General features: G+C 68.0%; 26 protein-coding genes and 1 pseudogene. 13 read left to right on the top strand and 14 right to left on the bottom strand.

What is annotated here, in order from left to right:
- Positions 1 to 487: 487 nt before the first annotated feature.
- The 3 genes from JZ792_RS03465 to JZ792_RS03455 are packed head-to-tail and all read right to left on the bottom strand — an operon-like array spanning position 488 to position 2,544.
- Entirely contained in the window at positions 488 to 1,204 is a 717-nt protein-coding gene (locus tag JZ792_RS03465) for an urease accessory protein UreD (RefSeq protein ID WP_216906756.1), read from the bottom strand.
- Positions 1,194 to 1,898 carry an urease accessory protein UreG gene (gene ureG, locus JZ792_RS03460; protein WP_109524319.1) on the bottom strand — a complete coding sequence of 235 codons (705 nt, stop codon included), beginning with the start codon at positions 1,896 to 1,898 and terminating at the stop codon, positions 1,194 to 1,196. The genes JZ792_RS03465 and ureG overlap by 11 nt, the downstream gene beginning before the upstream one ends.
- 25 nt (positions 1,899 to 1,923) lie before the next feature.
- The gene (locus JZ792_RS03455) at positions 1,924 to 2,544 is read right to left on the bottom strand and encodes an urease accessory protein UreF (RefSeq protein ID WP_216906962.1); all 621 of its coding nucleotides are present in this window, start codon (positions 2,542 to 2,544) and stop codon (positions 1,924 to 1,926) included.
- Positions 2,545 to 2,747: 203 nt separating this feature from the next.
- Between JZ792_RS03455 and JZ792_RS03450 the strand changes: the two genes are divergently transcribed.
- Positions 2,748 to 3,485 carry a hypothetical protein gene (locus JZ792_RS03450; protein ID WP_216906754.1) on the top strand — a complete coding sequence of 246 codons (738 nt, stop codon included), beginning with the start codon at positions 2,748 to 2,750 and terminating at the stop codon, positions 3,483 to 3,485.
- A 22-nt stretch (positions 3,486 to 3,507) separates the two neighbouring features.
- Here JZ792_RS03450 and JZ792_RS03445 read toward each other — a convergent pair whose 3' ends face one another.
- Positions 3,508 to 5,004 (bottom strand): MFS transporter, encoded by a 1,497-nt coding sequence (locus tag JZ792_RS03445; RefSeq protein ID WP_216906752.1) that lies wholly within the window; start codon positions 5,002 to 5,004, stop codon positions 3,508 to 3,510.
- A 90-nt stretch (positions 5,005 to 5,094) separates the two neighbouring features.
- Between JZ792_RS03445 and JZ792_RS03440 the strand changes: the two genes are divergently transcribed.
- Both JZ792_RS03440 and JZ792_RS03435 read left to right on the top strand, forming a co-directional pair.
- Complete coding sequence (locus JZ792_RS03440) at positions 5,095 to 5,793, top strand: TetR/AcrR family transcriptional regulator (protein ID WP_109524316.1); 699 nt, start codon at positions 5,095 to 5,097, stop codon at positions 5,791 to 5,793.
- Positions 5,794 to 5,827: 34 nt separating this feature from the next.
- Positions 5,828 to 6,814 (top strand): zinc-binding dehydrogenase, encoded by a 987-nt coding sequence (locus JZ792_RS03435; RefSeq protein WP_216906750.1) that lies wholly within the window; start codon positions 5,828 to 5,830, stop codon positions 6,812 to 6,814.
- 120 nt (positions 6,815 to 6,934) lie between these two features.
- Here JZ792_RS03435 and JZ792_RS03430 read toward each other — a convergent pair whose 3' ends face one another.
- The gene (locus tag JZ792_RS03430; RefSeq protein ID WP_216906748.1) at positions 6,935 to 7,603 is read right to left on the bottom strand and encodes an O-methyltransferase; all 669 of its coding nucleotides are present in this window, start codon (positions 7,601 to 7,603) and stop codon (positions 6,935 to 6,937) included.
- A 517-nt stretch (positions 7,604 to 8,120) separates the two neighbouring features.
- Here JZ792_RS03430 and JZ792_RS03425 point away from each other — a divergent pair.
- Positions 8,121 to 8,972 (top strand): SGNH/GDSL hydrolase family protein, encoded by an 852-nt coding sequence (locus JZ792_RS03425; RefSeq protein ID WP_216906746.1) that lies wholly within the window; start codon positions 8,121 to 8,123, stop codon positions 8,970 to 8,972.
- Here JZ792_RS03425 and JZ792_RS03420 read toward each other — a convergent pair.
- The 4 genes from JZ792_RS03420 to JZ792_RS03405 are packed head-to-tail and all read right to left on the bottom strand — an operon-like array spanning position 8,963 to position 11,965.
- Positions 8,963 to 9,733 carry an ESX secretion-associated protein EspG gene (locus JZ792_RS03420; RefSeq protein WP_216906744.1) on the bottom strand — a complete coding sequence of 257 codons (771 nt, stop codon included), beginning with the start codon at positions 9,731 to 9,733 and terminating at the stop codon, positions 8,963 to 8,965. The two genes, JZ792_RS03425 and JZ792_RS03420, sit on opposite strands and share 10 nt — an antisense overlap.
- Entirely contained in the window at positions 9,730 to 11,046 is a 1,317-nt protein-coding gene (locus JZ792_RS03415) for a hypothetical protein (RefSeq protein ID WP_216906742.1), read from the bottom strand. Before JZ792_RS03415 ends, JZ792_RS03420 begins: the two co-directional genes overlap by 4 nt.
- 12 nt (positions 11,047 to 11,058) lie before the next feature.
- Entirely contained in the window at positions 11,059 to 11,433 is a 375-nt protein-coding gene (locus JZ792_RS03410) for a hypothetical protein (RefSeq protein WP_216906739.1), read from the bottom strand.
- A 16-nt stretch (positions 11,434 to 11,449) separates the two neighbouring features.
- The gene (locus JZ792_RS03405; RefSeq protein ID WP_216906737.1) at positions 11,450 to 11,965 is read right to left on the bottom strand and encodes a DUF3558 domain-containing protein; all 516 of its coding nucleotides are present in this window, start codon (positions 11,963 to 11,965) and stop codon (positions 11,450 to 11,452) included.
- Positions 11,966 to 12,123: 158 nt separating this feature from the next.
- On the opposite strand from JZ792_RS03405, the gene JZ792_RS03400 reads away from it, so the two are divergent.
- Entirely contained in the window at positions 12,124 to 13,266 is a 1,143-nt protein-coding gene (locus JZ792_RS03400) for a N(5)-(carboxyethyl)ornithine synthase (protein WP_216906735.1), read from the top strand.
- Between the two features lie 44 nt (positions 13,267 to 13,310).
- Here the strand turns inward: JZ792_RS03400 and JZ792_RS03395 are convergent, their stop codons facing one another.
- From JZ792_RS03395 to JZ792_RS03375, 5 genes are all read right to left on the bottom strand, one after another.
- Positions 13,311 to 15,032 carry an urease subunit alpha gene (locus JZ792_RS03395; RefSeq protein ID WP_216906733.1) on the bottom strand — a complete coding sequence of 574 codons (1,722 nt, stop codon included), beginning with the start codon at positions 15,030 to 15,032 and terminating at the stop codon, positions 13,311 to 13,313.
- Between the two features lie 81 nt (positions 15,033 to 15,113).
- Positions 15,114 to 15,425, bottom strand: a complete 312-nt coding sequence (locus JZ792_RS03390; RefSeq protein WP_216906731.1) for an urease subunit beta — start codon at positions 15,423 to 15,425, stop codon at positions 15,114 to 15,116.
- A gap of 8 nt (positions 15,426 to 15,433) precedes the next feature.
- Entirely contained in the window at positions 15,434 to 15,736 is a 303-nt protein-coding gene (locus tag JZ792_RS03385) for an urease subunit gamma (protein ID WP_216906729.1), read from the bottom strand.
- Between the two features lie 77 nt (positions 15,737 to 15,813).
- A complete protein-coding gene (locus JZ792_RS03380; protein ID WP_232839646.1) occupies positions 15,814 to 16,203 on the bottom strand; it encodes a PaaI family thioesterase in 390 nt (129 codons plus the stop codon).
- A gap of 240 nt (positions 16,204 to 16,443) precedes the next feature.
- Positions 16,444 to 17,154 (bottom strand): hypothetical protein, encoded by a 711-nt coding sequence (locus JZ792_RS03375; protein WP_216906726.1) that lies wholly within the window; start codon positions 17,152 to 17,154, stop codon positions 16,444 to 16,446.
- Between the two features lie 109 nt (positions 17,155 to 17,263).
- On the opposite strand from JZ792_RS03375, the gene JZ792_RS03370 reads away from it, so the two are divergent.
- The 8 genes and pseudogenes from JZ792_RS03370 to JZ792_RS03335 all read left to right on the top strand — a co-directional run bounded on the left by JZ792_RS03370 (position 17,264) and on the right by JZ792_RS03335 (position 26,164).
- A complete protein-coding gene (locus JZ792_RS03370; protein ID WP_308165124.1) occupies positions 17,264 to 18,310 on the top strand; it encodes a FecCD family ABC transporter permease in 1,047 nt (348 codons plus the stop codon).
- Between the two features lie 49 nt (positions 18,311 to 18,359).
- Entirely contained in the window at positions 18,360 to 19,460 is a 1,101-nt protein-coding gene (locus JZ792_RS03365; protein ID WP_438804290.1) for a FecCD family ABC transporter permease, read from the top strand.
- A complete protein-coding gene (locus JZ792_RS03360; protein WP_216906724.1) occupies positions 19,457 to 20,290 on the top strand; it encodes an ABC transporter ATP-binding protein in 834 nt (277 codons plus the stop codon). Before JZ792_RS03365 ends, JZ792_RS03360 begins: the two co-directional genes overlap by 4 nt.
- 98 nt (positions 20,291 to 20,388) lie before the next feature.
- Positions 20,389 to 20,766 carry a BlaI/MecI/CopY family transcriptional regulator gene (locus JZ792_RS03355; protein WP_109524300.1) on the top strand — a complete coding sequence of 126 codons (378 nt, stop codon included), beginning with the start codon at positions 20,389 to 20,391 and terminating at the stop codon, positions 20,764 to 20,766.
- A gap of 65 nt (positions 20,767 to 20,831) precedes the next feature.
- Positions 20,832 to 21,770, top strand: a complete 939-nt coding sequence (locus JZ792_RS03350) for a M56 family metallopeptidase (RefSeq protein ID WP_216906722.1) — start codon at positions 20,832 to 20,834, stop codon at positions 21,768 to 21,770.
- Between the two features lie 131 nt (positions 21,771 to 21,901).
- Positions 21,902 to 23,371, top strand: a pseudogene (locus tag JZ792_RS03345) (DEAD/DEAH box helicase); the annotation flags it as partial.
- A 427-nt stretch (positions 23,372 to 23,798) separates the two neighbouring features.
- Positions 23,799 to 24,644 carry a DMT family transporter gene (locus tag JZ792_RS03340; protein ID WP_216906718.1) on the top strand — a complete coding sequence of 282 codons (846 nt, stop codon included), beginning with the start codon at positions 23,799 to 23,801 and terminating at the stop codon, positions 24,642 to 24,644.
- A gap of 83 nt (positions 24,645 to 24,727) precedes the next feature.
- Positions 24,728 to 26,164, top strand: coding sequence for a GuaB1 family IMP dehydrogenase-related protein (locus tag JZ792_RS03335; protein WP_216906716.1), 1,437 nt, complete (start codon positions 24,728 to 24,730; stop codon positions 26,162 to 26,164).
- The last annotated feature ends 33 nt before the right edge of the window (positions 26,165 to 26,197 follow it).

Here is a 26,197-nt window from a genome sequence, read left to right as displayed (position 1 = left end):
CGTGGCCTCGCGGTTCACACGTCACGACCGACCCGCGCCGACCACCGTCGGCAAAGAACGCATAATTGCGATCGCCCGATCGGTACCTCGTCCGGCACCGCGTATCAGTTACCGGCGGCCCGAACTCCACGTACCCGAATCAACCGGGGCCGCGGCCCGCTCCCGATCGCATCGACACCGCGCTGGCCAGCGCGTATCGGACATATCGCCGATCTTGGTCCGAATCCTCGAAACGGCATGTCCATTTATCGGAACGAAATAGTAATCGGGGCCGTGAATCCTATTGTTCCGCTCTCGTCGTCGAGATTCCGCAAATAACTTCGTACAAATAGAATGCGCGGCGCGAGCGGATTACGAAAACCCGTGACGAACCATATTCGGCCATATGTTTCGACTGTGGACCGGGCACGATTCCGAACACGCGCACCGCGTCGACCCCGTCGTCGACCTCGTCGGTGTGGACTGCGAACCGCGGGCGAACCGAGCGTCAGCGCGGCACGACGGCGGCGGGACGCGGTTCGCCGAGAGGACCTGTCGGCCCCCGCCCTGACCGATTCTCGGTGAGAACCCGGCCAACCCTGGTGAACAGCGTGCCGCCCGCGGCCAACGGCAGCCGGGAGGTGACCAGACCGTCGGTGAACGCGGGGCGGTCGTCAGGGTAGACGAGTTCGCTGTCGAGCGCGCGCGGTGCGGCGATCCCGTCCTCGCACGCGCTGTCGGCGCCCAGTTCGAGACGATGACGCAGCAGCGGCACGGCGCCGACATCGGCGATCACATCGCCGATCCAGCCCCCCGATTCCTCGCCCGAGCGCCCGATCTGGACGCGCTCGCGCACCCGGATCCCGGCGTCGGGCGCGATCAGCACCGTGGTGCGGGCGTGGTGCCGGGCACCACCCGCGACGATCATCGGCTCGGGATCGATATCGAGGCTGCCGCCCTCGGCGACCTCGTAGCGCCAGTGCGAACGGGAGAACGTCGTCGCGGGTGACGGCAGGGCGATGGTCGCCGCCACCGAGCGCACCACGAGACTCGCACCCGGACCGACCACGATCGTGATGTCGAGTTCGTCGCCACCGAGCGGCGTGGCCGCGGTGCCGATCAGATGAACCGTGTCGCGCCCGGTCCTGCGCGCCGCGAGGCCGCCGCAGGCATGGATCTCCGGCAGCACGCCCAGGGCGGCGACGATGCGTAACTCAGTGCGCAACAGCGGATTCGGGTTGTTCGTTCACCAGACGCAGCTGCTCGCGGACCCAGGCGAGTACCGGAGTCGCCGCCGGATCGGCCGTCAGGGAGATCAGCGCGGTCGGCCTGCCGTCGCGCACCTTCGCCGCGTCGCGTTCCATGACCCCGAGGTCGGCCCCGACCAACGGCGCGAGATCGGTCTTGTTGACCACGAGCAGATCAGAGAAGGTCACCCCCGGCCCGCCCTTGCGCGGCACCTTGTCACCACCGGCGACGTCGATGACGAAGATCTGCACGTCGATCAGGCCGGAGGAGAAGGTCGCGGTGAGGTTGTCACCGCCCGATTCGACCAGGATCAGATCCAGCGGCGGATTCGCGGCGATCAGATCATCGATGGCGTCGAGGTTGGCCGTGATGTCGTCGCGGATGGCGGTGTGCGGGCAGCCGCCGGTCTGCACGGCGGTGATGCGCTCGTCCGGCAGCACCGCGTGCTTGCGCAGGAAATCGGCGTCCTCGGTGGTGTAGATGTCGTTGGTCAACACCGCCAGCGACAATTCCTCGCGCAATTGCCTGCACAGCGCGGCCACCAGCGCGGTCTTTCCCGATCCGACCGGACCGCCGATGCCGATGCGCAGCGCCTCGCCGGGAGTGCGCTCCCGTTTCGGCCGATCGTGTGAATGATCGTGCGGTTCACCGTCGATCAGGTGCGGAGGCATGTGGCGGTTCCCTTTCTCGATGAGGTCAGCTGGCGAAGAGCGGCATATCGCGGTGGGTGTGCCGCTCGGTCAGTACATCTTGCAGCGGGTCGGACAATGCCGCGAGTCCGGTGACGGCCTCGGCGGCCGTGCGGTCACACAGCTCCGCCAAACGCACCGTGCAGGCCGCGACGGCGGCGGGATCCAGGGCGAGCAGCCGCTGTGCGGCGGTGGCCGCACCCGTCAACGTGGTGTAGACGACGACGCCCGCGATCTCGGTCGGCGTGACCTCGCAGGCCGTACCCACCACGCCGAAAACCGTCGACAGATGCGGACGTGGACCGAGTGCGACCCAATCACTGTGCGGCCACAGCTGTTTGGCCAGCCGCAGCAATCCCCTGCCCTGCGCCCGCGACGCCGCCCGCGCCGCCGGTGACGGCGTGCGCGCGTCGGCCTCGGCTTCGGCCACGGTCGCGGTCAGTTCGCCCGAACACACCGCCGCGGCGAGCGAGGCCGCGATCAGGCCCGACGTGCGCACGCGCCGCCGCAGATACAGTTCGACGGTCGTGACATCGCGAACCACACCGCTGGACACGGCCTCCTCGATCCCACCGGAATGCACGTGCCCGCCGATCGGCAGTCGCGAATCGGCGAGGGCGAACAGCATCGCCCGACTCGTCACATCGCTCTCCCGCACCGCACGATCCTAAGCCTCGGCGTGTCGCCACGGCGCGCCAGATGGATGGACGCGGAATCGCGCGGCGGCGACGGACGGACCCGCCCGCCGCCGGAGAACGAGTATTTCTACTCCGACGCGTCGGAGTAGTAGGGCGGTTTTCGGCACGCGACGATCCGCGCGAAGATGGACCGATGTCGACACAGGGGGGCTCTTCCGACCCCACTTCTCCGGGTCAGTGGATCGCGCGCGCCATCGCGGTCGTGATCCTCATACCGCTGCGGTTGGTCTGGGAGGGCCTGAAACTGCTCGGCCGCGTTTTCGTCGCGGTGCTCGTGTTCTTCCTCGAATATCTGTTCGCGCCGTTGTGCGGGTTCGTGTGGCACTGGGTGATCCGTCCCGCCTGGTATTTACTGAAGAACATCCTCTGGGATCTGGTACTGCACCAGGTGCTGTGGGGACTCGTCCTGACCCCGCTGTTCGCGCTGATTCTCGATTTCGTCCTGCGGCCACTGCGACGCGCGGTCGAGGAATGGCTGTGGCGGCGGGTACTTCGTCCCGCCGCGAGCTGGTTGTGGCGGCGGGTGTTGCGCCCGGTGGCGAAATTCGTCGCCGGGGTCTGCTGGCTGATCTTCGACTACCTCGTCTATCGCCCGCTGCGCGCGCTGTGGCGCTGGGTACTGCTTCCGCTGTGGCGCGCACTGCGCGCGACCCTGCGCTTCGGCTGGCGGATCGCGACCATCGTGGTCGGCGTTCTCGTGGTCGCGCCGTGCGCGTTCGTCTACCGCACGATCCTGCGGCCGGTCTTCGGTGCGCTGGCCGTCGTGTGGGACGTGCTGGTCACCCGGCCGGTCCGCTGGACCTACCGCACGATCGTGGTGCCGATGAACCGGTGGGCCGCCGATATCGTCTCGACGGTGTTCGGGCGCTGACGGGCCGGGTCGGTGCGCGCCGTCAGTGCGCCGACGCGGTCGCCGGGCGGTCGTGCTTCCCGGTCGCCACCAATGCGACGGCCGCCATCGCCACGAGCAGGAGCGCGCCGACCGTCGTGGCGACATGCATTCCGCTCACGAAGGATTCGCGCGCCGACTCGATCACCGCCGGATCACCGGAATGCTGGATCGTCTCCCCGAGCGTCGGGGAGTAGTCGCCACCCGAACGGAACACCAGTGCCGCGAGGGAGCCGAGCAGCGCGAGGCCGAGGGCATTGCCGAGTTCGAAACTGGTCTCCGAGATGCCGACCGCCGACCCCGCGCGCTCGGGCGGGACCGACGACACCGCCACATCCGATACCAGGGTGAAGGCCAGGCCGTATCCGACGCCCGCGATGGTCGAGCCGACGAGATACCAGGCGATGCCGCCGTCGACGCCGACACCGAGCAGCATCAGATTGCCGAGCGCGCTCGCCAGTAGCGCCGCCGCGAAGGTCGCGCGAGTCCCGACGCGGTGCGCGACGCGCGCACCGCTCATCGAGAAGACGAAAACCGCCGCCGCCATCGGGATGCCGAGCAGCGCGGCCTGCAACGGATCGCGCCCGGTCACCGATTGCAGATAGACGCTGGTGAGGTAGCTCAGCGCCGCCAGCGACATCATGCCGACCAGGCTGGAACCGATCGCGACCGAGAACTGCGCGCGCCGGAACAGCCGCAGGTCCAGCAGCGGTTCGGCGAGGTGGCGCTGCCGCCGCACGAACAGCGTGAGCAGGACGACGCCGATCACCAGGATGACCGCGCCCTCGACATCGACGCCGTCGGCCGCCGCGTGCTTGATCGCGTAGACCAACGGCAGGATGCCGCCGATCGACAGCGCGACGCTCGGCAGATCGAGCGGACCGAGCGAGCCCTGCCGTTGTTCGGGCAGCAGGAACGGGCCGAAGGCCAGCAGGATGAGCAGCACCGGAATGTTGATGAGGAAGACCGCGCCCCACCAGAAATGGTGCAGCAGCAGCCCGCCGATGATGGGCCCGACCGCCGAACCGCCCGCGAAGAAGGCCGTCCACACCCCGATGGCCGCGGCACGTTCGCGCGCGTCGGGGAACAGACCGGAGATGAGCGACAGACTCGACGGCAGCAGGGTCGCGCCGCCGACGCCCATCAGCGCGCGGGCGACGATCAGCACACCGGCGCTGGGCGCGAACGCCGCGAGGACCGAGGCGATACCGAATACCGTCGCGCCCGCGAGCAGGATATTGCGCCGCCCGACCCGGTCACCGAGATTGCCCATGGTGATGAGCAGGCCCGCGATCAGGAAGCCGTAGATATCGAGGATCCAGAGCTGCTGCGCCGCGGACGGGTCCAGATCCAGGGTCAGGGTCGGCATGGCGAGGAACAGGACCGAGATATCCATCGACACCAGCAGCACCGGCAGCAACAGCACCGCGAGACCGAGCCGGGCGTGGCGGGTTCCGGAACCCGTGGGCTCCTTCGGCCGCACTGCCTCCACCTGTGTCATCGCGTCATCCTCTCCCGTGTCGCGTACGGCGTACGCATCCGACGAGTACAGTGTACGCATGCGGACCGAGAAGCGAAAGCGAGTCATGGGATGACCGAGCACAAGCTCACCCGAGACGCGATCGTCGACACCGCCATCGCGCTCGCCGACACCGAGGGGATCGACGCGCTGTCCATGCGTCGCATCGCCGACCGCCTGGGTGTCGGCGCGATGTCGCTGTACCGGCATGTCGCGAACAAGGACGAACTCCTCGCCGCGATGACCGACGAGGTGTCGCGGCTCAACCCCTACCCCGATCCCACCGGCCGCGACTGGACGTGGCGCGATCGGGTGCGTATCGCCGCGGAGATCGACTGGGCGCTGTACCAGCACCACCCGTGGGTGATCCTCGCCTTCGCGACGCCCCGCTACAGCTTCGGACCCGCCGGACTCGCCTGCCTGGCGTGGCTGGTCGAGGGATTCAGAGAACTCGACGTCACCCCGCGCGAGGCGATGCAGATGTCGTTCTCGGTCTGGAACTACATCTCCGGCGCGACCCTCCCCCAGATCAGCCAGGCGCTGATGACCCGCAAGGGCATCGAGCCGGACACCAACAACGGGCTACGCGCGTTGCTCGACGGCAGTCCGATGTGGACTCCGCCACCCGCGCTCGCCGATCTGGAGGGTGCCGGGGTCAGCGAGCTCACCTCCGAAGAACTGCTCTATGCCGGATTGACCACTCTCTGTGACGGTTTCGAGGCTCGTGTACGGGCGCGGGCACCCCTGTTCACACCGGACACCCCGGCTTGACCCCAACCTCGGTTCAGGTTGCACAGTGGGGTTCATGTACGCGATCAGGCTCCACGCCTTCGGGCCCGCCGACAACCTCCGCTACGAGACCGTCCCCGATCCGGCGCCCGGCCCGGGCCAGGTGCGAATCTCGGTGGCGGCGGCCGGGGTTCACGTTGTCGATACCGTCTTGCGCCGGGGTCTGCCCGGACCGTTTCCGGTACCGGAACTGCCCACGATTCCCGGGCGCGAAGTAGCCGGGATCGTCGATCGCGTGGGCGCGGACGTCGACGCGGCCCTGCTCGGCCGATCGGTCGTGACCCACCTCGGCGGCGCACCGGGCGGCTATGCCGCACTGGCGGTCGCCGAGGTCGCACGGCTGCACGATATTCCGGACGATCTCGATGCGGCCGAGGCCGTCGCGATGATCGGCACCGGCCGAACCACCGTGGGGATCCTGCAATTCGCCGACCTCGGCCCGCGGAGCGTGGTGGCGGTGACCGCCGCGGCCGGCGGAATCGGGACACTGCTGGTGCAGTACGCGAAGAATGCCGGGGCGACCGTCGTCGGACTCGCGGGCGGACCGGACAAAGTCGAGCGCGTGGCCGCCAACGGCGCGGATGTGGCCGTCGACTATCTGCTGCCGGACTGGCCGGATCAGGTCCGGGCCCGATTGGACGGTCGCGGACTCACCGAGGTCTTCGACGCCGTCGGCGGCCCGACCGCACGCGCCGCCATCGATCTGCTCGACAAGGGCGGTCTCCATCTGATCTACGGATACGCCGGACAGGGGCCGAACGACATCGTCTTCACCGAGGACGAACTCGCCGAGCGGGGGATCACCTCGCAGACGGTGCTCGGGCCACCCATGTTGCAACGCGTCGGCGGCGATATCCGCGTGCTGGAGGAACGGGCACTGGCGGAGGCCGCGGCGGGACGGCTGCGTCCTGCCGTGCAACGGTTCCCGCTCTCCGACGCGGCGGGCGCGCACCGGGCGCTCGAAAACCGAGCCACGATGGGGAAAGTCGTACTCGTTCCCTGAACACGTTCGCTGGGTGCGTGATTCGACGATCCGCCTACCGGATCGGTCGGCGTGATCGTCGACTTCGTCACCGCGACGGTCGCGCCGACACGGTCGTGTCGGCGCGACCCCGGTGCGTCGCTACTCGTCGCCGACCACGGCGTACGCGAATCCGTCCCATCCCTTCGACCCCACCGTCTGCACGACGGTCGCGTCCAATCGCGGTTCCGCCGCGAGGTATTCGACCAGTTCGCGGCTCGCGCGGACAGCCGGGTCGGTCGACTCGGCTTCCGCCAGCTTGCCACCGCGCACCACGTTGTCGACGATGATCACCGAACCCGGACGCGTCAACCGCAGCGCCCAGCGCACATAGTTCGCGTTGTTCACCTTGTCGGCATCGATGAAGACCAGGTCGAACGGTTCCGGCTTCTCCTCCGCCAGAACCGGGAGGTTGTCCAGCGCCGCGCCGACCCGGATATCGACCCGGTCGCCGACGCCCGCCTTCTCCAGATTCTCCCGCGCGACCTTCGCGTGCAGCGATTCGTACTCGAAGGTGACCACCCGGCCCGACTCCCCCACCGCCCTGGCCAGCCAGATGGTGCTGAATCCGCCGAGTGTGCCGATCTCGAGCACCCGTCGCGCTCCCGTCGACTGCGCGAGCAGATGCAAGAACTTGCCCTGCGCCGCCGAGACATCGATCGCGGGCAGTCCGGCTTCGGCGTTCGCCACCAAGGCCGCCTCGGTGTCCGGATCCCGCACCACGCTGTTCACGATGTAGCCGTCTACGTCCGCCCAGTCAGGTGTTGTCATATTCGCAGTCTGCCACCGAGGCGGGCGTCGGCGTTGCGACAGAATCAGTGGGCGCGCAACCATGGTGGACTGTCGCGTGTCGCGTCGGGTCGGGCTCCCGGGAGTCGCGATTTATAGGTGTCGAAGCTCGCGCGGCTCGGGGGTGATGTCCTCTGCCGGTTCTTCATACGTGACATCGAAGATCGGCGGGGTGAAGCTTTTCGCGCGCGTACATGTTTTAATGCGCATATCTACGTAGGGCGATGTTGATGTACCGGTAGCTCCGACCTGTTCAGATCGTGCTCAATCCGATCTACCTCGCACTGGCGGTTTTCGTGCTGTGGGGCCGCACGGTCGCCGAGCCCTTCGGCGGCTGAGGATCTCGCCCCCGCAGCCGACCCGCGCTCTGCCCATGACCCTCACGATTCGGCCGAGCGAGTCCACCGAACCCCCTCCCCCGAGAGCCGCGCGGCGGTAGCGTACGAATAAGAGGAACTATTTGGTTTCACTTTCAACGACGACTCACGGAGCACGACCCATGAAGACGAACCGCAGGCGCATCGGCATACTGACCGCAGGCTTGCTGATGCTGGTCGCCGCGCTCGCGACCCCCGCCGCCTCCGCCGACAACGGCGGCGCCGAATACGTCGCCCTCGGCGACTCGGGCGCGGCGACCACCGGCGTGCAGCATTTCGATACCGGCGCACCCCTGCAATGCGCGCAGTCCACGGTGAACACGCCGAAACTGGTGGCCGAGGACCTCGGACTCCGCGTCGACGACCGTAGTTGCAGTTCCGCCAAGATCAAGGACCTCACCGGTTCCCAGGCGGCGGGCATCGCACCGCAATTCGACGCGCTCGGCCCAGCGACCCGCCTGGTGACCGTCCATATCGGCGCCAACGACACCGAGATGACCAGGTATGTGCTCGGCTGCCACCTCGCGGGCATACGCGGAGGCAGTTGCGCCGACCCGTCGTGGGATCCGTCCATCGACGCCATCGCGCCCGCGTACTCCGCCGCACTGCGACGCGTCGCCGAACTCGCCCCGAACGCGAGAGTCTTCGTCGACGGCTGGCCCCTGTATGTCCGCGACGGTGGATGCCCGGAACTCGTCGGTCTGCGCCCCTCCGACGCCTCGACCATCCAGCGCGCGTTCGATCGGTTGAACACCGTCGTCGCCCGCGCCGCCGCCGAACAGGGCGCGACCTACATCGATACCAAGCCCGCCTCGCTCGGGCACGATATGTGCGCCCCGGTCGGCGTCCGTTGGTTCGACCCGGTCGTCGCCAGCGAGACGCTGACGCCCTATCACCCGACGGTGCAGGGTATGCGCGGAGTCGCGGACGTCGTCACCGCCGCCATCCGCGCGGCGTCCCAGGGTCAGCGGTAGCTGGGGTCGTGCTCTTCGCGGTGACTCGTCACCGTGAAGCGGACGACACGCTCCAGATCGATCTGCAATCCCATCCGGTCGACCGGCACCGCCTGCAGGGTGGTGCCGTTGCGGACCAGATAACGCCCGTCCGGATAGTCCATCACGTGGAATCCGCGCGACGGCGCGGGCCGGTTGTCCCACGCGGGCCCCGCATAGGCCGCGACGTGTACGACCAGGTCACGCGGGCGTTCGAAGAATCGCTTCGCGCGCACGAGCGAGGATCGTGCGGCACCGTCGTGGTCGAGCCGGTACACCCCGCCGTCCTCGGCCTCCAGATCGAAGCGGGAGATCTCCAGTCCGGGACCGCGCCCGCGCGGCGCGTTCGGCAACAAGGTCACGATGCGGTGCGACAGTCGGCGGGCATCGAACATCGTCATCCGCACGGTGCCGCCCCGATACGGCGACCCGGTCGGTTCCTGCTCCAGCAGCACCGCGTGCTGGTAGTGCAGCGCCGCGTGCACCCGCAACCGGTCACCGTTCACCGCACCCGCGACCTCGACCCTGGCCTCCGGCTCGGCCAGCACCCGCAGTGCTCCGTACAGTTCCTCGTCGAGAATTCGGTGCAGACCGTTGGCTTCCGTTTTCCAGGCCTCGTCATGCTCCGCGACCGTCTCGAAAGTCGAGCGATATTGCAGCGGATAGGGCAGAACATCCCTGTCCGCGGCACGCCACAATACTTTGAAGGCCAACGGGGAGAAGACCCATTCCCGTGGTCTCATTCGCCGATCACCGGCGGCACCGTTCTCGCGCGGCTCGCCTCATCCAATCCCGTCAGTTCCTCACCGTTCTGCTGATCGATCAAATAATCCTTCGTCCGGCGTTCTTTGTCATCCTCGCCCTTACCGCGCGGCGACATACCGCCCATCCCCGGTGTGCCCGTCGTTCCCGAACGACCGGTGCCGGAGCGCCCACCATTGTTGGCCGAAGAGGCGATCCCCGCTACCCCCGGAGTGCCGGAAACGCCGCGTCCCGGTGCGGCGACGTTCGGTGAGCCCGACCCGGCCGGTGTGCCCGAGATTCCCGGACCCGGTGACGCCGAATTCCCGCGTGAACCGTCATTCCCGCGTGAACCGTCGCCCGTTCGCGTCGGATTCTGATCCGTGGTCGACGCGGACGCGGCCGATGCCGGATCGGTGGACGCCGGGGTGGTCCCGGACGGATCCGTCGCCGTCCGGTCCCCGGCGGATTGCTGTTCTCCGTTCGCGGGCACGGAGGAATTCGGAGTGCCCTCCCCCGTCTTCGCGCCATCGGCCGGAGTGTTCTCGGCCGCTCGTTCTCCGGTGCCCGGGGACGGCTGCCGTACGGGCTGCTCGCCCGTCGGGCGCGACGAGATCGGCTGTTCGGGCGACTCGTGGATCGGGTTGTACGGTTTCGGAACCAGGGGGACCTGGGTGTCGGCCTCGCGGACGGCGGGATAGAAGACGTTCCGTACGACGTTCACATTGGCGTCGTGGAACTGTTCCGAACGATGCTGGTTCAGTTTCCACGTCGGCCCAGGAACCCAACTCGCGACGTTGCTACTCCACGTCGTGTCCGGAGTCTGTTGCACCGCGGCCTTCGTGATATCCACGGCGGATCGGACAAGCTTGACCTTCTCCGAGACCAACTGAACCGAACCAACGAGATCAGCCGACCTGTCGACATACTTGGTGATTCCCTCGGCGGCCTTGTCGCCCGCCGAACCCTGCCACTTTTCCGCGACCGCCGCCAGAATCTCGGTCTTGAACGTCGGAAGACTCGAATCGAGCTTGTTCCGGATGTTTTCCCAGCGATCGAGGAGCGCCGCGAGTTGCTCTGGTCTCATTTCCTGGACGCGGTCGTACAGATCTCCCAGACCGTCCGGATCACGGTAGGCGTTCTCGGGAACCTTGGGCCCTTGGTACTCGACTCCGTCGACGGTCTGCATGACTTCTCGAATCCGGTTGCGCGCCTGAGTCGCTTCCACACTCTCGTCTCTGGAGACATCGGGCGGCCCCGACTTTCCCTCTTCGAGTAGCACCGCGGCAATCGCCACCATGAACGGCAAGCCCATCTGTCCCCCCGATCAGTTCAGCAACTTGTCTTGGCCTGCTGCGGCCGCCTGCTGCTGCGCTTCGTATCGCTCGACCGAAATCTGGATCGTATCGCGAATCAGACCGAGCACCTCGATATGCTCGATCAACGCGGTATGCACATCTCCATCACCACTGATTGCCTTCTGCCCGAACATCTTCGCCAGTTCGTCGGAACAGTCGAATCTTCCGAATCCGCTGACGGCACTCATGATCTGTAGATCTTTGAGCAGATCTTCGTATATCCCGATCTGCTCGTTGCACGCGTCGCGACAACTCTTGGCCACCGACTCGTCGAGATACAGGCGGCCTTCCTCGGCCTCCCCCGACAGATACCGCCACAGTGGGACTTCGTCTTCGACCGCCATCAGAAAATCCTCCCGATCAGCCCGGGAACACCGGCAGCAGCGTCGCTGCGGCAGCGTCGGCGCGGACACATGGATCGACCTTGTTCTTGGATGAGACACGATTGGAGACCATGACGCTCACCGTGCCTTGCTCTACCGGGAACACGAGATCGCAGATGTAGCCGCCTTTATCGGATGACCGGTGATATCGAACCCCGCTTCGTTCACCGACCCTTACGTCCGCGAAGTCGACATTCCCACTCTTACTCGTGAATTCATCGACATCGATTCCCGTCGAGAAGACCGCGATATTGAAATCGGAGTTGTCCCAAGAACATATCTTCCAACCAGGCTCTTCCACACCCGCGGCGCCCGATTCCTTCGATGACGGCTCCACACCGACCTTCAGCAACACCGAGTCCGGGATCGCGGTGCACGGATCCCACAGTGCGGCAGTGGCGGTCGACGTATCGGTCGATGTGCTCGGCGTCGCCTTTCCCGCACTGTCCGTCCCGCACGCGGCGACCAGCAACATCCCGCCCAGCACCGCCATCGCTGCCGTCGTCCGTCGTCCCACCGATGCCTCCCGTCCGGGCCCAACAGTTGCCCCACAGTGTAGGACGCGACTCGGGGCCGACCGGTTCCCTCGGCAGGGTGACGATCGGCCGCACTGCTGCTCGGGGGGCAGAACGGTGCGCGTAGGCTCGTTAGGTGAAGCAACTATCCGTCGGTGTCGTAGCAACATCCCGCAAGGACGACGAGCACCGGCTGGCGATCCACCCGGCGCACCTGGACCGGATCGACCCGGGGCTTCGCGAGCGCATCTACCTCGAGCACGGCTACGGCGATCGGTTCGGTTATTCCGACGAGCGTCTCGCGCCGCTGGTCGCGGGGCATCGCACCCGCGAACAGTTGTTCGCCGAGTGCGACATCGTGCTGTTGCCCAAACCGCTGGCCGAAGACCTGGAGCACCTCCGCCCGGGGCAGGTCGTCTGGGGGTGGCCGCATTGCGTGCAGGACGAGCGGATGACGCAGCTGGCCGTCGACCGCGGCCTGACCCTGATCGCCTGGGAGGCGATGAATCACTGGACGAAGGAAGGTAATTTCAGCGTCCACGTCTTCCACAAGAACAACGAACTCGCCGGGTACTGCTCGGTTCTGCACGCGCTCCAGCTGCGGGGGTCCAGTGGAGACTACGGGCGGCGGATGCGCGCGGCGGTCATCAGTTTCGGCGCCACCGCCCGCGGTGCGGTGCGTGCGCTCTCGGCGCTCGGCATCAGTGACGTGACGGTTCTGACGCAACGCAGTGTCTCGGCGGTGGCCTCACCGTTCGCGTCGGTGCGGATGCAGCATTTCGTGCGCGACCCGGCCAATCCGACCCGGATCCTGGCGTTGAAGGAACCGGAACCGGGGCCGCTGGCGGAGATGCTCGCGAATTACGACGTCGTCGTGAACTGCATCCTCCAGGACACCGAGGAGCCGTTGATGTTCGTGATGAACGAGGATCTGCCCCTGTTTCCGCGCGGGACGTTGTTCATCGATGTCTCCTGCGACAGCGGCATGGGCTTCGAATGGGCGCGTCCGACCTCGTTCGCGGAACCGATGTTCGACGTCGGCGAGGGTCTGCACTACTACGGCGTCGATCACAGTCCCTCGTACCTGTGGAATTCCGCCACCTGGGAGAATTCCGAGGCGCTGCTGGAATTCCTGCCGATCGTCATGGCGGGCCCCGACGCTTGGGACGGCAACGAAACCGTGCGTCGCGCGATCGAGATCCGCGAGGGCCGGGTCCAGAACCTGAAGATCCTGTCCTTCCAAGGCCGTGCGGCCGCGCACCCGTACGCGATCGTCTGACCGAGCGGTTCGGCGGCGCGGGCCGACGTCGCCGAACCGGTCGTTCAGAACAGGAAGTAGCGCTGCGCCATCGGCAGTTCGGTGGCGGGCTGTTCGGTCCAGACCTCACCGTCGATGCGCACGGTGAAGGTGTCGGGGTCGACCTCGATGCGGGGCATGGCGTCGTTGCGGGGCATGTCCGTTTTCGTGACGGCGCGAACGTTCTTGACCGGCACCAGTTTCCGGCGCACGTCGAGACGGTCGGCGAGCCCGTCGGCGATCGCCTGTTCGGAGACGAAATGCAGCGAGGTCGCGGCGGCGGCGGCGGGCGCGGCACCGAACATGGGGCGCGGCAGGACGGGTTGCGGGGTGGGGATGGAGGCGTTCGCGTCGCCCATCGCGGCCCAGGCGATCATGCCGCCCTTGAGCACCGCGTGCGGGCGGACGCCGAAGAAGGCCGGTTCCCACAGCACCAGGTCGGCGAGTTTGCCGACTTCGACGGAACCGATCTCGTGATCGAGACCGTGCGCGACGGCCGGGCAGATGGTGTATTTCGCGACGTAGCGCTGTGCCCGGGCGTTGTCGGCCGCGCCGTCGCCCGGCAGCGCGCCGCGACGACGTTTCATGACGTGGGCGGTCTGCCAGGTGCGCATGACGACCTCGCCGATCCGGCCCATGGCCTGGGAGTCGCTGCCGATCATGGAGATCGCGCCCAGATCGTGCAGCAGATCCTCGGCGGCGATGGTGGAGGGGCGGATTCGGCTCTCGGCGAAGGCCAGGTCCTCCGGGATGGACGCGCTGAGGTGGTGGCACACCATCAACATGTCCAGATGTTCGTCGAGGGTGTTGACCGTGTGCGGGCGGGTCGGGTTGGTCGAACTCGGCAGGACGTTGAGATGTGAGGCGACGGTGATGATGTCGGGCGCGTGGCCGCCGCCCGCGCCTTCGGTGTGGTAGGCGTGGATGCCGCGGTTCGCGATCGCGGCGAGGGTGTCCTCGACGAATCCGGCCTCGTTGAGGGTGTCCGAATGCAGGGCCACCTGCACGCCGGACGCCTCAGCCACGCGCAGGCACGCGTCGATGGCCGCCGGGGTGGAACCCCAGTCCTCGTGCAGTTTGAAACCCGATGCGCCGGCGCGCAATTGCTCCCACATGGCTTCTTCGCTGACCGTGTTGCCCTTGCCGAGCAGCACGATGTTCAGCGGCCAGTGGTCGGTCGCCTCCAGCATGCGGGCCAGATGCCAGGCGCCGGGGGTCACCGTGGTCGCCTTGGAACCCTCGGCCGGGCCGGTGCCGCCGCCGATGAGGGTGGTGATGCCGCCGCCGAGCGCCTCGTCCATGAGTTGCGGGCAGATGAAGTGGACGTGGCAGTCGATCGCGCCCGCGGTGACGATGCGGCCGTTGCCCGCGATGATCTCGGTGGAGGGTCCGACGACCAGATCCGGGTGCACACCCGACATGGTGTCGGGGTTGCCCGCCTTGCCGATGCCGCAGATGCGCCCGTCGCGAATTCCGAGGTCGGCCTTGATGATTCCCCAGTGATCGAGGATCACGACGCCGGTGATGACCGTGTCCGCCGCGCCGTCGGCACGGGTCGCGCGGGACTGGCCCATGGATTCGCGCAGCACCTTGCCGCCGCCGAAGACGGCTTCGTCGCCTGCGAGTCCCGGTCCGCCGCTGCGATCTTCGGTGATCTCGATCAACAGATCGGTATCCGCCAGCCGGATCCGGTCTCCGGTGGTCGGCCCGAACAGCTCGGCGTACCGAGCCCGACTCAGCTCACTCATGCCCTGCCTTCCGAGATGCCGTGCCGCACAGAGACGACCGGAGTAGTTCCGTCGCGGCCACCGCCGTGGCGGGTACGCGCGCTAGGCATCGAGGCGACCGGGCGGCGTAGGACCGATGCCGTGGACCTCGCGCAGGCCGCCGAGGGGTACCAGGCGGATCCGCTGCGCCAGGCCGGGTTCGAATCGCACGGCGGTGCCCGCCGGGATGTCGAGGCGAAGGCCGTGCGCGGCGTCGCGGTCGAAGGCCAGCGCGGCGTTGGCCTGCGGGAAATGCACGTGGCTGCCGACCTGCACAGGCCGATCACCGGTGTTGACGACATCGAGTTCCACGCGAGGCGCGCCCGCGTTCAGCTCGATACTGCCCTCGGCGCAGAGGTATTCGCCCGGAATCATGCTCGCCCCTAGCCGATCGGATGGTGCACGGTGACGAGTTTGGTGCCGTCGGGGAAGGTCGCCTCGACCTGCACGTCGTGGATCATCTCGGGGACGCCTTCCATGACGTCCGCGCGGGCGAGCACCGTGCGGCCCGACGACATCAGTTCCGCGACCGAACGCCCGTCGCGCGCGCCCTCGAGCACATGATCGGTGATCAACGCGATCGCCTCGGGATGGTTCAGTTTGAGCCCGCGCGCCTTCCTGCGCCGTGCCAGCTCGGCCGCGTAGCTCAACAGCAGCCGTTCCTGCTCGTGCGGCGACAGTCGCATCCGGGCTCCTCACCGGTTCGGACGAAAGGGGTGGACGGTCATTTTGGCACGCCCGTTCCCAGGATGCGTACCGAGCGTCAGTCCGTCTTCGCCAGGTTCTGCAGTCGCACCTGGCCGCGTGCGACCACGCGGGACTGTTCATCGGTGATGACGACCTGCCAGAGTTGTTGGGTACGTCCGCGATGCACGGGGGTGGCCTCGCCGTAGAGCGTGCCCTCGCGGACCGCGCGCAGGAAGTCGGTGTTGTTGTTCACCCCGACGACGGTGCCGCGCTCGCCGAACCACACCCCGCCCGCGATACTGGCCAAGGTCTCGATGACGGTGCAGTACACGCCGCCGTTCACGATCCCCGCGGGCTGGTGCAGATGCGGTTTCACGATCCACTCGCCGCGCACCTTGTCGGGGCCGATCTCGGTGTAGCGGAGTCCGACCACGTCGGCGAAACTGCCTTCGCTGGCCTTGGTCATGAACTCGGGCGTGACATCCGCGAGGGAGCTGATGCCCTGGTACTCCTGTTGCGTCATATATCCACCTTGGCATCCCCCGGCGAACCGCCCGCACACCGGGCTCGTCCGTGATAGGGCCTCCGGGAACAGAGCGGCGGGCCTCCACCGAAGTGGAGGCCCGCCGCGGCAGTTGGATCGGGGGTCACCGCAGCCCTCGGGACTCTCGCTCGATCCTTACGCCGAACTCAGTATAGGTCAGGCTTACCTAACTAAGCAAGTGCCTCGCCTGATCGGTAGTCCCCGATCCTCCAGCGCGGTCATCAGCCCCTGTCCGCGCCGCGCGCCCGCCACCGAATCGGTGCGCGCCAGATCCGGCACGTAGGTCGCCGCGCCGACGATGGATTCGCCTACCAGCGACCAGAACCGACGGGCATTGAGACCCGAACACCGGGCGAGCCCGTGTTGGACCAGCGACAGCGACGCGACACAGCGATGCGCCAGCCACACCGACATCGCCTGCTCGCAGGGCAGTACGACGACTCCAGGCTCACCGGCCCTGCGGTCACCGTCGATCACCCGAATCGTCGTGTCCGACAGACCCGCCCAATCGATGCCGCCGTCGTTGTCGTTGTGCACCCACAGGTTCTCCAGTCCCGGGTCCCATGCCGCGCCCTCGGCGACCAACAGCGCCGCGACCCGACCGACGATCGCGTGGATCAGCGCGGTGGCGACCACGTCGGCCGCGGTGTCGGCGCTGATCATCTCGGCGGCGTGACGCCGGAACATCAGGTCGATCCGGCCCTCCTGCAATCCGTCCGACAATTTCCACCACCGGCGCTTGCCCTGCTCCGCCATCGCCGCGACGGCATAGACACGGGGGTGCTCGGGCTGGAGAGCTCGCAGCCGATTACAGGAGTGCCCGAACACCTGCTGGGTACGGCGGGCAGTGCAGGCAGTCAAGGGCTCGATCATCGAACCTCCTCGGGGTCGGCCACATCATGGAGTCGTTTCAAAAGATAGGTTAGGCTTACCAGACCTAGCAACCCCGGGATCACCTTCGAGGCAGGATAAGTTTGTCGCCGTGACACCCATTGGCACCATGAGGCGGCGTCGCCTGATCGGACTCCTGGCACTCGCGGCGCTGCTGCTGCTCGCCACCGTGGCGAGCGTCGCCATCGGCACCCGACTGCTGCCGCCGTCGACCGTGTTCGACGCCGTGCGCGACGGATTGACCTGCCCCGGCGGACCTTTCCACTGCCCCGCGGGCTCGACCGAGGCGGAAATCGTCCGCGGCCTCCGACTCCCGCGCACCGCGCTCGCGCTGGTCTGCGGACTCGCACTCGGCATCACCGGCGCGCTGATCCAGGGTTACACCCGCAATCCGCTCTCCGACGCGGGTCTGCTCGGATTGAACTCCGGCGCCGCGTTTCTCGCGGCGTTGAGCATGCACCTGTTCGCGTTCACCGCCCCCGAGCAGTACATCTGGTTCGCCTTCGCCGGGGCGCTGATCGCGGGCGTCGTGGTGTTCTCCGCGGCCTCCATCGGCGGCGGCAAGGCCAGTCCGCTGAGTCTGGTGCTGGCGGGCGCGGCGGTGGCCGCGTTCCTCCAGGCCATGACCAACGCGGTGGTGCTCATGGACGCGACAGCCCTCGACACCTACCGCTTCTGGGTGGTCGGCAGCGTCGCGGGCCGCGATGCCGAGGTGTTCTGGCAGGTACTGCCGTTCCTCGTGGTCGGGGTGCTGCTCGCCGTCGCGGCCGGGCCGGGCCTGAACCTGCTCAGCCTCGGCGACGACGTGGCACGCGGACTCGGGGTCGACATCGGCCGCAGCCGTGCCCTCGGACTGGCCGCGATCGTCCTGCTGTGTGGCGCCGCGACGGCCGCGATCGGTCCGATCGCCTTTCTGGGCCTGGTGGTACCGCATCTGGCACGTGGAATCAGCGGACCCGACTATCGATGGCTGATTCCGTACTCGGGTCTGTTCGGCGCGCTTCTGTTGTTGAGCGCCGATATCGTCGGACGTGTCGTCGCACGGCCGGGCGAACTCGAGGTCGGCATCATGCTCGCGGTGGTGGGTGCCCCGTTCTTCATCGCCTTCGTCCGCCGCCGGAAGCTGGCGAGCCTGTGATCATGATCGAACTCACAGCGACCGCGCGGAGCGAGAGGGGGGTGCGTTCGTGACAACCACCGTAGGAACAGAGGCCGCGCCGTTGCGCAAGGCCAGACCGGCGCTGCGGATCGGACCGATATCGCTGGTGCTGCGCCCGACCATGGTCCTCATCACCGTCGCGCTCGCCGTACTGGTCTTCGTACTCTTCTGTGTCGACATCACCACGGGTGACTCGCATATCCCGCTCGGACGCGTACTCGACGTATTGTCCGGCGGCGGCACCCGCTCGCAGCGCTTCATCATCCTCGAGTCGCGGATGCCGCGCGCCATGACCGCGGTGGTGGTCGGCGCCGCCCTCGGACTGGCGGGCGCGATCACCCAGTCGATACTGCACAACCCGCTCGCCAGTCCCGACATGCTCGGTATCACCTCGGGCGCGAGCCTGGGCGCGGTCGCCATCATCGGCACCGGCGGGGTGTCGGGGTTCGCCGCGAGTGTCGGCGTATCGCTGGCCGCGCTTCTGGGCGGGTTGCTCACGGCGCTGGCGATCTACGTATTGGCGTGGGGACGTTCGGCTTCCGGTGAATCCGGTGCGACCGGACTGCGCCTGGTCCTGATCGGCATCGGCGTCAACGCGCTCCTCGTCGCGGGGATCAACTGGGTGATCACCCGGGCTTCGCTCACCGACGCGTCACGAGCGCAGATGTGGCTCAACGGTTCTCTGAACAGCGCCGACCGCGACGGTCTGATCCCGGCGGCCATCGCGCTCGCGGTCGTCCTCACGGTGGCGACGATGTCGGCGCGCACCCTGGCCGCACTGCGGCTCGGCCCGGAGACCACCCGGGTGCTCGGCGTGCGGATCCAGTCCCAGCAGGCCCTGCTGCTCGGCGCGTCCGTGGTCGCGGCCTCGATGGCCACCGCGGCGGCAGGTCCGATCGTGTTCGTCGCGTTGGCGGCGCCGCAGATCGCGCGCCGGGTGCTGCGCACGCCCGGCGAACCGATGATCGGTTCGGCGCTGTTCGGCGCCCTTCTCGTGGTCGGTTCGGATATCGCCTCGCGCACGGTGTTCCCGGTGGATGTTCCGGTGGGCATCGTCACCGCCGCCGTCGGCGGTCCGTTCCTGCTCTACCTGCTCGTGCGTATGAATCGGAAGGCGACCCTGTCATGACCACCGCACCCGAATCGGACGCGTCCAGGCTCGTCGCCGACGACATCACCCTCGGCTACGGCGACCGCGTCATCATCGACGGGCTGACCCTGGAAATCGCCTCCGGCGTCGTCACCACCGTGATCGGACCGAACGGCTGCGGCAAATCGACCCTGCTGCGCTCGCTCGGCCGACTGCTCCGGCCCCGAGAGGGCCGGGTGGTGCTCGACGGCAAGGCCATCTCCACGATGAAGACCAAGGACGTGGCACAGGTGATCGGCATGCTGCCGCAGACACCGGTAGCGCCGGAGGGGCTGACGGTCGCGGATCTGGTCGCGCGCGGCAGACATCCGCATCAGACCTGGTTCCGGCAGTGGTCCTCGGGCGACGAGGCCGAGGTGATGACCGCGCTCGAGCAGACCGGGATCGCCGATCTCGCCGATCGCCCCCTCGACGAACTCTCCGGCGGTCAGCGTCAGCGCGCCTGGATTTCGATGGCGCTGGCGCAGGGCACCGACATCCTGCTGCTCGACGAGCCGACGACCTACCTGGATCTCGCGCATTCGCTGGAAGTGCTGGATCTGGTCGATCAATTGCACGACGATATGGGCCGCACCGTCGTGATGGTGCTGCACGACCTGAACCTGGCGATCCGCTACAGCGACCGGTTGGTCGTCATGCACGCCGGACGAGTGGTCGCCCAGGGCGCGCCCTCGGAGATCATCGACGCCGAGTTGCTGCTCGAGGTCTTCGGATTGCGCGCGTCGGTGCTCGAGGATCCGGTCTCGGGTAGACCCATGATCGTTCCGATCGGAGCCAGGCATGTGCTGGAGTCGGGCCGTCCTTTCTGACCGTTCCTCCCCGGACTATGACCAATACCACACAGCTACCGGACAGTTACGACAAGGTGTAGTACGCAATTGCGTCGTTGGGTCCGTAAACTCAGGGGATGGCAGGTCTTGGTGAACTCGAGAAAGCGGTCATGGACCAGTTGTGGTCCAGCGACGAACCGCAGACGGTCCGGCAGGTGCACGAGGCCTTGGCCGCACGTCGTGAGCTCGCCTACACCACGGTGATGACGGTGTTGCAGCGACTCGCGAAGAAGAATCTGGTGGTGCAGCGGCGTGACGATCGCGCGCACCGCTACGCCCCCGTGCACACCCGCGACGAATTGGTGGCGAGTCTCATGGTCGACGCGTTGCAGCAGGCCGACGCGGCGGGCAGTCGTGCCGCCGCGCTGGTGCATTTCGTGGAACAGGTCGGCCCGGACGAGGCGGATGCGTTGCGCGAGGCGCTCGCTAAGCTCGAAGCAACCGAAGGTTCCTGATACCGTCGGCGCGACGTTCACAACGCCGTGGACGTTCTGGCCCCACAACGCAGTGAGCTGAGTCGATGAACGCAACCGCGCCGGTTTTCGCCGGTCTCGCTTTGCTTCTCGCGGGGCCTGCTCCAGCGCTGCTCAGCCGAGCGAAATGGCCGTACCGGACACCACGTGCGGCTCTGGTTCTGTGGCAGGCCATCGCGCTCGCCGCCGTGCTCAGCGCCTTCGGCTCCGGCCTGGCGATCGCGGCGGAACTTCTCGTCCCCGGCCCCGACGGCCGACCGACCACGTCACCGACGCGCGAGATCGACGCGCTCGGACTCCCCCTGTGGCTCGCCTATGTCTTCGTCTTCGCCCTCACCCTGCTGGTCGGCGCGCGGCTGATCTTCTCGGTCGTCCGGGTCGGCGTCCACACCCGGCGTAGACGCGCCCGTCACCGCATGCTGGTCGACCTGCTGGACCAGAGCGGACCGCATCGTCGCGCGGCCGATATCCGCGTGCTGGCCGCGACCGAACCCATCGCCTACTGCCTGCCCGGCCTGCGCCAGCGCGTCGTCCTCAGCGAGGGCACGCTCACCAATCTCGACGACGCCGAAGTCACCGCGATCGTGAGCCACGAACGTTCCCATCTGCGAGCAAGGCACGATCTCGTGCTGGAGGCGTTCACCGCGGTGCACGAGGCGTTTCCCGTCGTCGTGCGTAGCCGGGCGGCGCTCGGCTCGGTGAAATTACTCATAGAACTGCTCGCCGACGATTCGGCGGTCAAGGTCACCGGACCGGCGCCGCTGGCCCGTGCTCTGGTCGCCTGCGCCAAGTCGACCGCACCGCAGGGCGCGCTCGCGGCGGGCGGTCCGACCACCCTCATCCGCATCCAGCGACTCGGGGGCCGAATCGGCGATCTGCGCATCGCCGCGGCCGCGTATCTGGGGTCGGTGGCCATCCTGGTGGTTCCCACTCAGGCTGTCGCGGTACCCTGGTTGGTCGAACTCAGTCGGCTTTTCCACGGCTGACTTCGCGGCCGGGTCGTCCGGCCGAAAATTTTCGCGACACGAGTGCCCACAGTGGCGCACCGTGCGGTGGGCACGGTGTCCACCACTCCGGACCCAGCGCCGACTATCGCGCTGCTCACGAAAGGCACCCGTTGACCTCCTCTCCCCCTGCCGCCTCGGCATCCGCCGTGACCTTCGCGGACTTGGGCCTCCCCGCCGTGCTCGTGCAGGCACTGCACCGCAGCGGCATCGAGGCCCCGTTCCCGATCCAGGCCGCGACCGTGCCCGATGCGCTCGCGGGCAAGGACGTCCTCGGACGCGGTCCGACCGGTTCCGGCAAGACCCTGGCTTTCGGCCTTCCGATGCTGACCACGCTGGCGGGCGGATCCAGCGCCCCCCGTCGTCCGCGCGGCCTGGTCCTGGTGCCGACACGTGAACTCGCCGCCCAGATCGAGAAGGCGCTGGACGAACCGGCGCTCGCACTCGGGCTACGGGTGGCCTCCGTCGTGGGCGGTGCGCCGATCAAACGCCAGGCCGACCGCCTCGCGCGCGGCGTCGATCTGTTGATCGCGACCCCGGGCCGGCTGGAGGATCTGATCGCCCAGCGGTGCGCGGATCTGTCGGACGTGCGGATCACGGCACTCGACGAAGCCGACCACATGGCCGACATGGGCTTCCTGCCCCAGGTCACCAAACTGCTCGACCGGACGCCCAAAGACGGTCAGCGCCTGCTGTTCTCGGCCACGCTCGACGGCGAGGTCGACAAACTGGTCAAGCGCTACCTGCGTTCGCCGGTCACCCATTCCACCGCGCCGGCGTCGGCGTCGGTGTCGACCATGTCGCACCACCTGCTGTACGTGCGCGACAAATTCGACAAGCGCGCCGTCGTCGCCGAGATCGCCGCGCGCGAGGGCCTGACGATCATGTTCGTCCGCACCAAACACGGCGCGGACCGGCTGGCCAAGCAGTTGCGCGGCGTCGGAATCGCCACGGGCGCACTGCACGGCGGCAAGGCCCAGAACAACCGCACCAGGACCCTGGCGGCCTTCGCCGACGGCAGCACCCCCGTGCTCGTCACCACCGATGTGGCCGCGCGCGGCATCCACGTCGACGGCATCTCGCTGGTCGTACACGTCGATCCGCCCGCCGAATCGAAGGCGTACCTGCATCGCGCGGGCCGTACCGCCCGTGCCGGTGAGGACGGTGTCGTCGTCACGCTGGTCTCGGCCGAGGAGCGCGCCGAGGTCGAGAAGATGACAAGGAAGGCGGGCGTCGACATCGTCGGTGTCGACGTGAGACCGGGCGATCGGAAACTGGCGCAGATCACCGGGGCGCGCACGCCCTCCGGTATCGCGCTGGTCGCGCCCGCTCCCCCGCAGCAGCCCGCCCGTCAGGGCGCTGCCACCAAGCGGCGCTCGTCCGGAACCGGTCGGCGCGGCGGCGCGACGGGCGCCGATATCGATGATCCGAGCGGCGGCTGGTCGCCCGAGGGCACACCGGACGCTTCCGGCCGTGGCGGGCGACGTCCGTCCTCGGGACGATCCGGCGCTCGCGGCGCGGGCGCGGCTTCGCGTCGCGGCGGCGACGGTTCGGCGCGGACGGGCGGACGTGACTCCGGTTCGGCCCAGCGCTCGACCGGTCACGCCGACACACGCGCCACCCGATCCAACGGTGTGCGCGGCGAAGGCGCGGCACCCTCGTCGAGTCGGGCCGCCGCCACGGCAACCGCCGGGCGGGGCTCGGGCGCGGCATCCGGACATACGGCAGGCGCGGCCCATACGGCCCGCCCGACCCGCTCCGACACGCCGGGCCAGGGACGCCGACGCGCCGGACGTCCGCAGGGGTCCGCCGCACAGGGCAATCGGCGGGCGAACTAGCTCGCGAGGAGAACCACCGGTGCGGCGCCGGCCTCGGCGTGCTGACGCCGTGGTCCGATGTCCGGATCGACCGCGTACCGGTGGGTGAGGATTCGCGGCGCGTCCGACGGGGACGACGCGCCGCGGGACGCCTTCTGCCAACGATCGCCGTCGACCGGGCACACTGAGCGGTGTGTCACATCATCCGCTCGGTGCCGTCGTCTGCGCGTTGGTCGCGGCCGCGCTGTTCGCCGTGGCGGCAGTGGCGCAGCAACGCGCGGCGGCCGCGGTCCCCGAGGGATCGGGCCTGATCCGGGCGCTGATGCGCAATCCGCGGTGGTGGGCCGCGATCGTCGGGGATGTGGGCGGATACGCGATGCAGGTCGTCGCGTTGGCGTTGGGTTCGGTCCTGCTCGTACAGCCGTTGCTGGTCAGCATGCTCGTGTTCGCCCTGCCGCTGTCGGCCCGGTTGAACGGACGCCGGATCACCGGGCGCACCTGGGCCACCGCACTGGCGTTGACGGCGGCGCTCGCGGTCTTCCTGCTCATCGGTGATCCGACCGAGGGCAATTCCACCGCGCCGCTGCGTGATTGGAGTGTCACGCTGATCGTGCTGCTCTGCGCGATCGGCGGCGCCGTCGCGATCGGCACGGGAAGTTCCGATCCGGGGCGGCGCGCGATGCTGTTCGGTGCGGCGGGTGGAGCGCTGTTCGGTCTGGCCGCCGCGCTGACCACCGGTGTCACCGATCTCGCCGATCACGGTCTCGGGCCGATGCTGTCGAGTTGGCAGCTGTGGGCGCTGGTCGCGGCCGGGGCCGCGGGCATCTACCTCCAGCAACGCGCGTATCAGGTCGGCCCGCTCGCGGCGTCCCTGCCCGCGGTCACCATCGCCGAACCGATGGTCGCCGCGCTCATCGGCGCGACGGTGCTCGATGAACGTCTCCGTACCAACACCTTCGGGCTCGTCGTCGTCGCCGTGTCGGTAGTCGTCATGTGCGCCACCACGATTCGGCTCTCCCGCGTGCAGGCCGAGGTCTGAGCATTACCCGGGTGTGATCTATCTCCCGAATCGAATGCTGAAGAATTGCACGTCGGGATCGGCGGCCGGTTAGTATCGTTCAAGTGCAGTTTCTCCCCGGGCATCAGCCGCCGTACGACCTGACCTACGACGACATCTTCCTGGTTCCGAATCGGACCGATGTCGCGTCCCGGTTCGATGTGGATCTGTCGACCACCGACGGGTCGGGCACCACCATCCCGATCGTCGTAGCCAATATGACGGCGGTCGCCGGTCGCAGGATGGCGGAAACCGTCGCCCGCCGCGGCGGCATCGTCGTCCTGCCGCAGGATCTGCCGATCAGCGCCGCGTCGGACACCATCGCCTTCGTGAAGAGCCGCTCGCTCACCGCCGACACTCCCGTCACGCTCGATCCGGAACGGTCGGTGTCCGAGGCCGTCGCGCTGATGCACAAGCGCGCGCACGGCGCGGTGGTCGTCGTCGAGTCGGGTAAGCCGATCGGCGTCGTCACCGAGAGTTCGTGCGCCGACGTGGACCGCTTCGCGCGGTTGCGCGATGTCGCCGTCACCGATTTCGTCCAGGCCCCGGCGTCACTCTCGCCTCGCGAGATCTTCGACCGGCTCGACGCCGCGCACGCCGACCTCGCGGTGCTCACCGGCTCGGACGGCACGCTGACCGGCGTCATGACCCGCACCGGGGCCATTCGCGCAGGCATCTACCAGCCCAATATCGATGAGCGTGAGCAGTTGCGGATCGCCGCCGCGGTCGGCATCAACGGCGATATCGCGGCCAAGTCGAAATCCCTGGTCGACGCGGGCGCCGATCTGCTCGTCATCGATACCGCGCACGGTCACCAGGCCAAGATGCTCGAGGCGTTGCGGGCCGTCTCCGATCTGGGGCTCGGGGTACCGCTGGCGGCGGGCAACGTGGTGTCGGCGCAGGGCACCCGCGATCTGGCCGAGGCGGGCGCGACCATCATCAAGGTCGGCGTCGGACCCGGCGCCATGTGCACCACCCGCATGATGACCGGCGTCGGTCGCCCGCAGTTCTCCGCGGTCGCCGAATGCGCGAGCGCGGCGAAGGAACTCGGCGTGAGCATCTGGGCCGACGGCGGCGTGCGCCATCCGCGCGACGTGGCGCTGGCCCTGGCCGCGGGCGCGGCCAACGTGATGATCGGCTCCTGGTTCGCCGGCACCTACGAATCACCCGGCGACCTGCGTGTCGACCGCGACGGCAATGCCTACAAGGAGAGTTTCGGGATGGCGTCCAAACGCGCCGTCGCCGCACGCACCGCGACCGACAGCGGCTTCGACCGCGCGCGCAAGGCGCTGTTCGAGGAGGGCATCTCCAGTTCCAGGATGCGGCTCGATCCCGAGCGCCCCGGTGTCGAAGATCTCATCGACCACATCTGCTCCGGCGTGCGCAGTGCCTGCACCTACGCGGGCGCCCGCAGCCTCGAGGAATTGCACGACAAGGCGGTGCTCGGCGTGCAGTCGGCGGCCGGTTTCGCGGAGGGACGCCCGCTGCCGAGCGGTTGGTAGAGCGACACACGGCAGTGGACACACAACACCGGC

Source organism: Nocardia noduli (assembly GCF_019038455.1).
GTDB lineage: Bacteria > Actinomycetota > Actinomycetes > Mycobacteriales > Mycobacteriaceae > Nocardia > Nocardia noduli.
The sequence above is the reverse complement of the archived record's forward strand: the minus strand, read 5'-3'. Positions and strand labels throughout refer to the sequence as shown.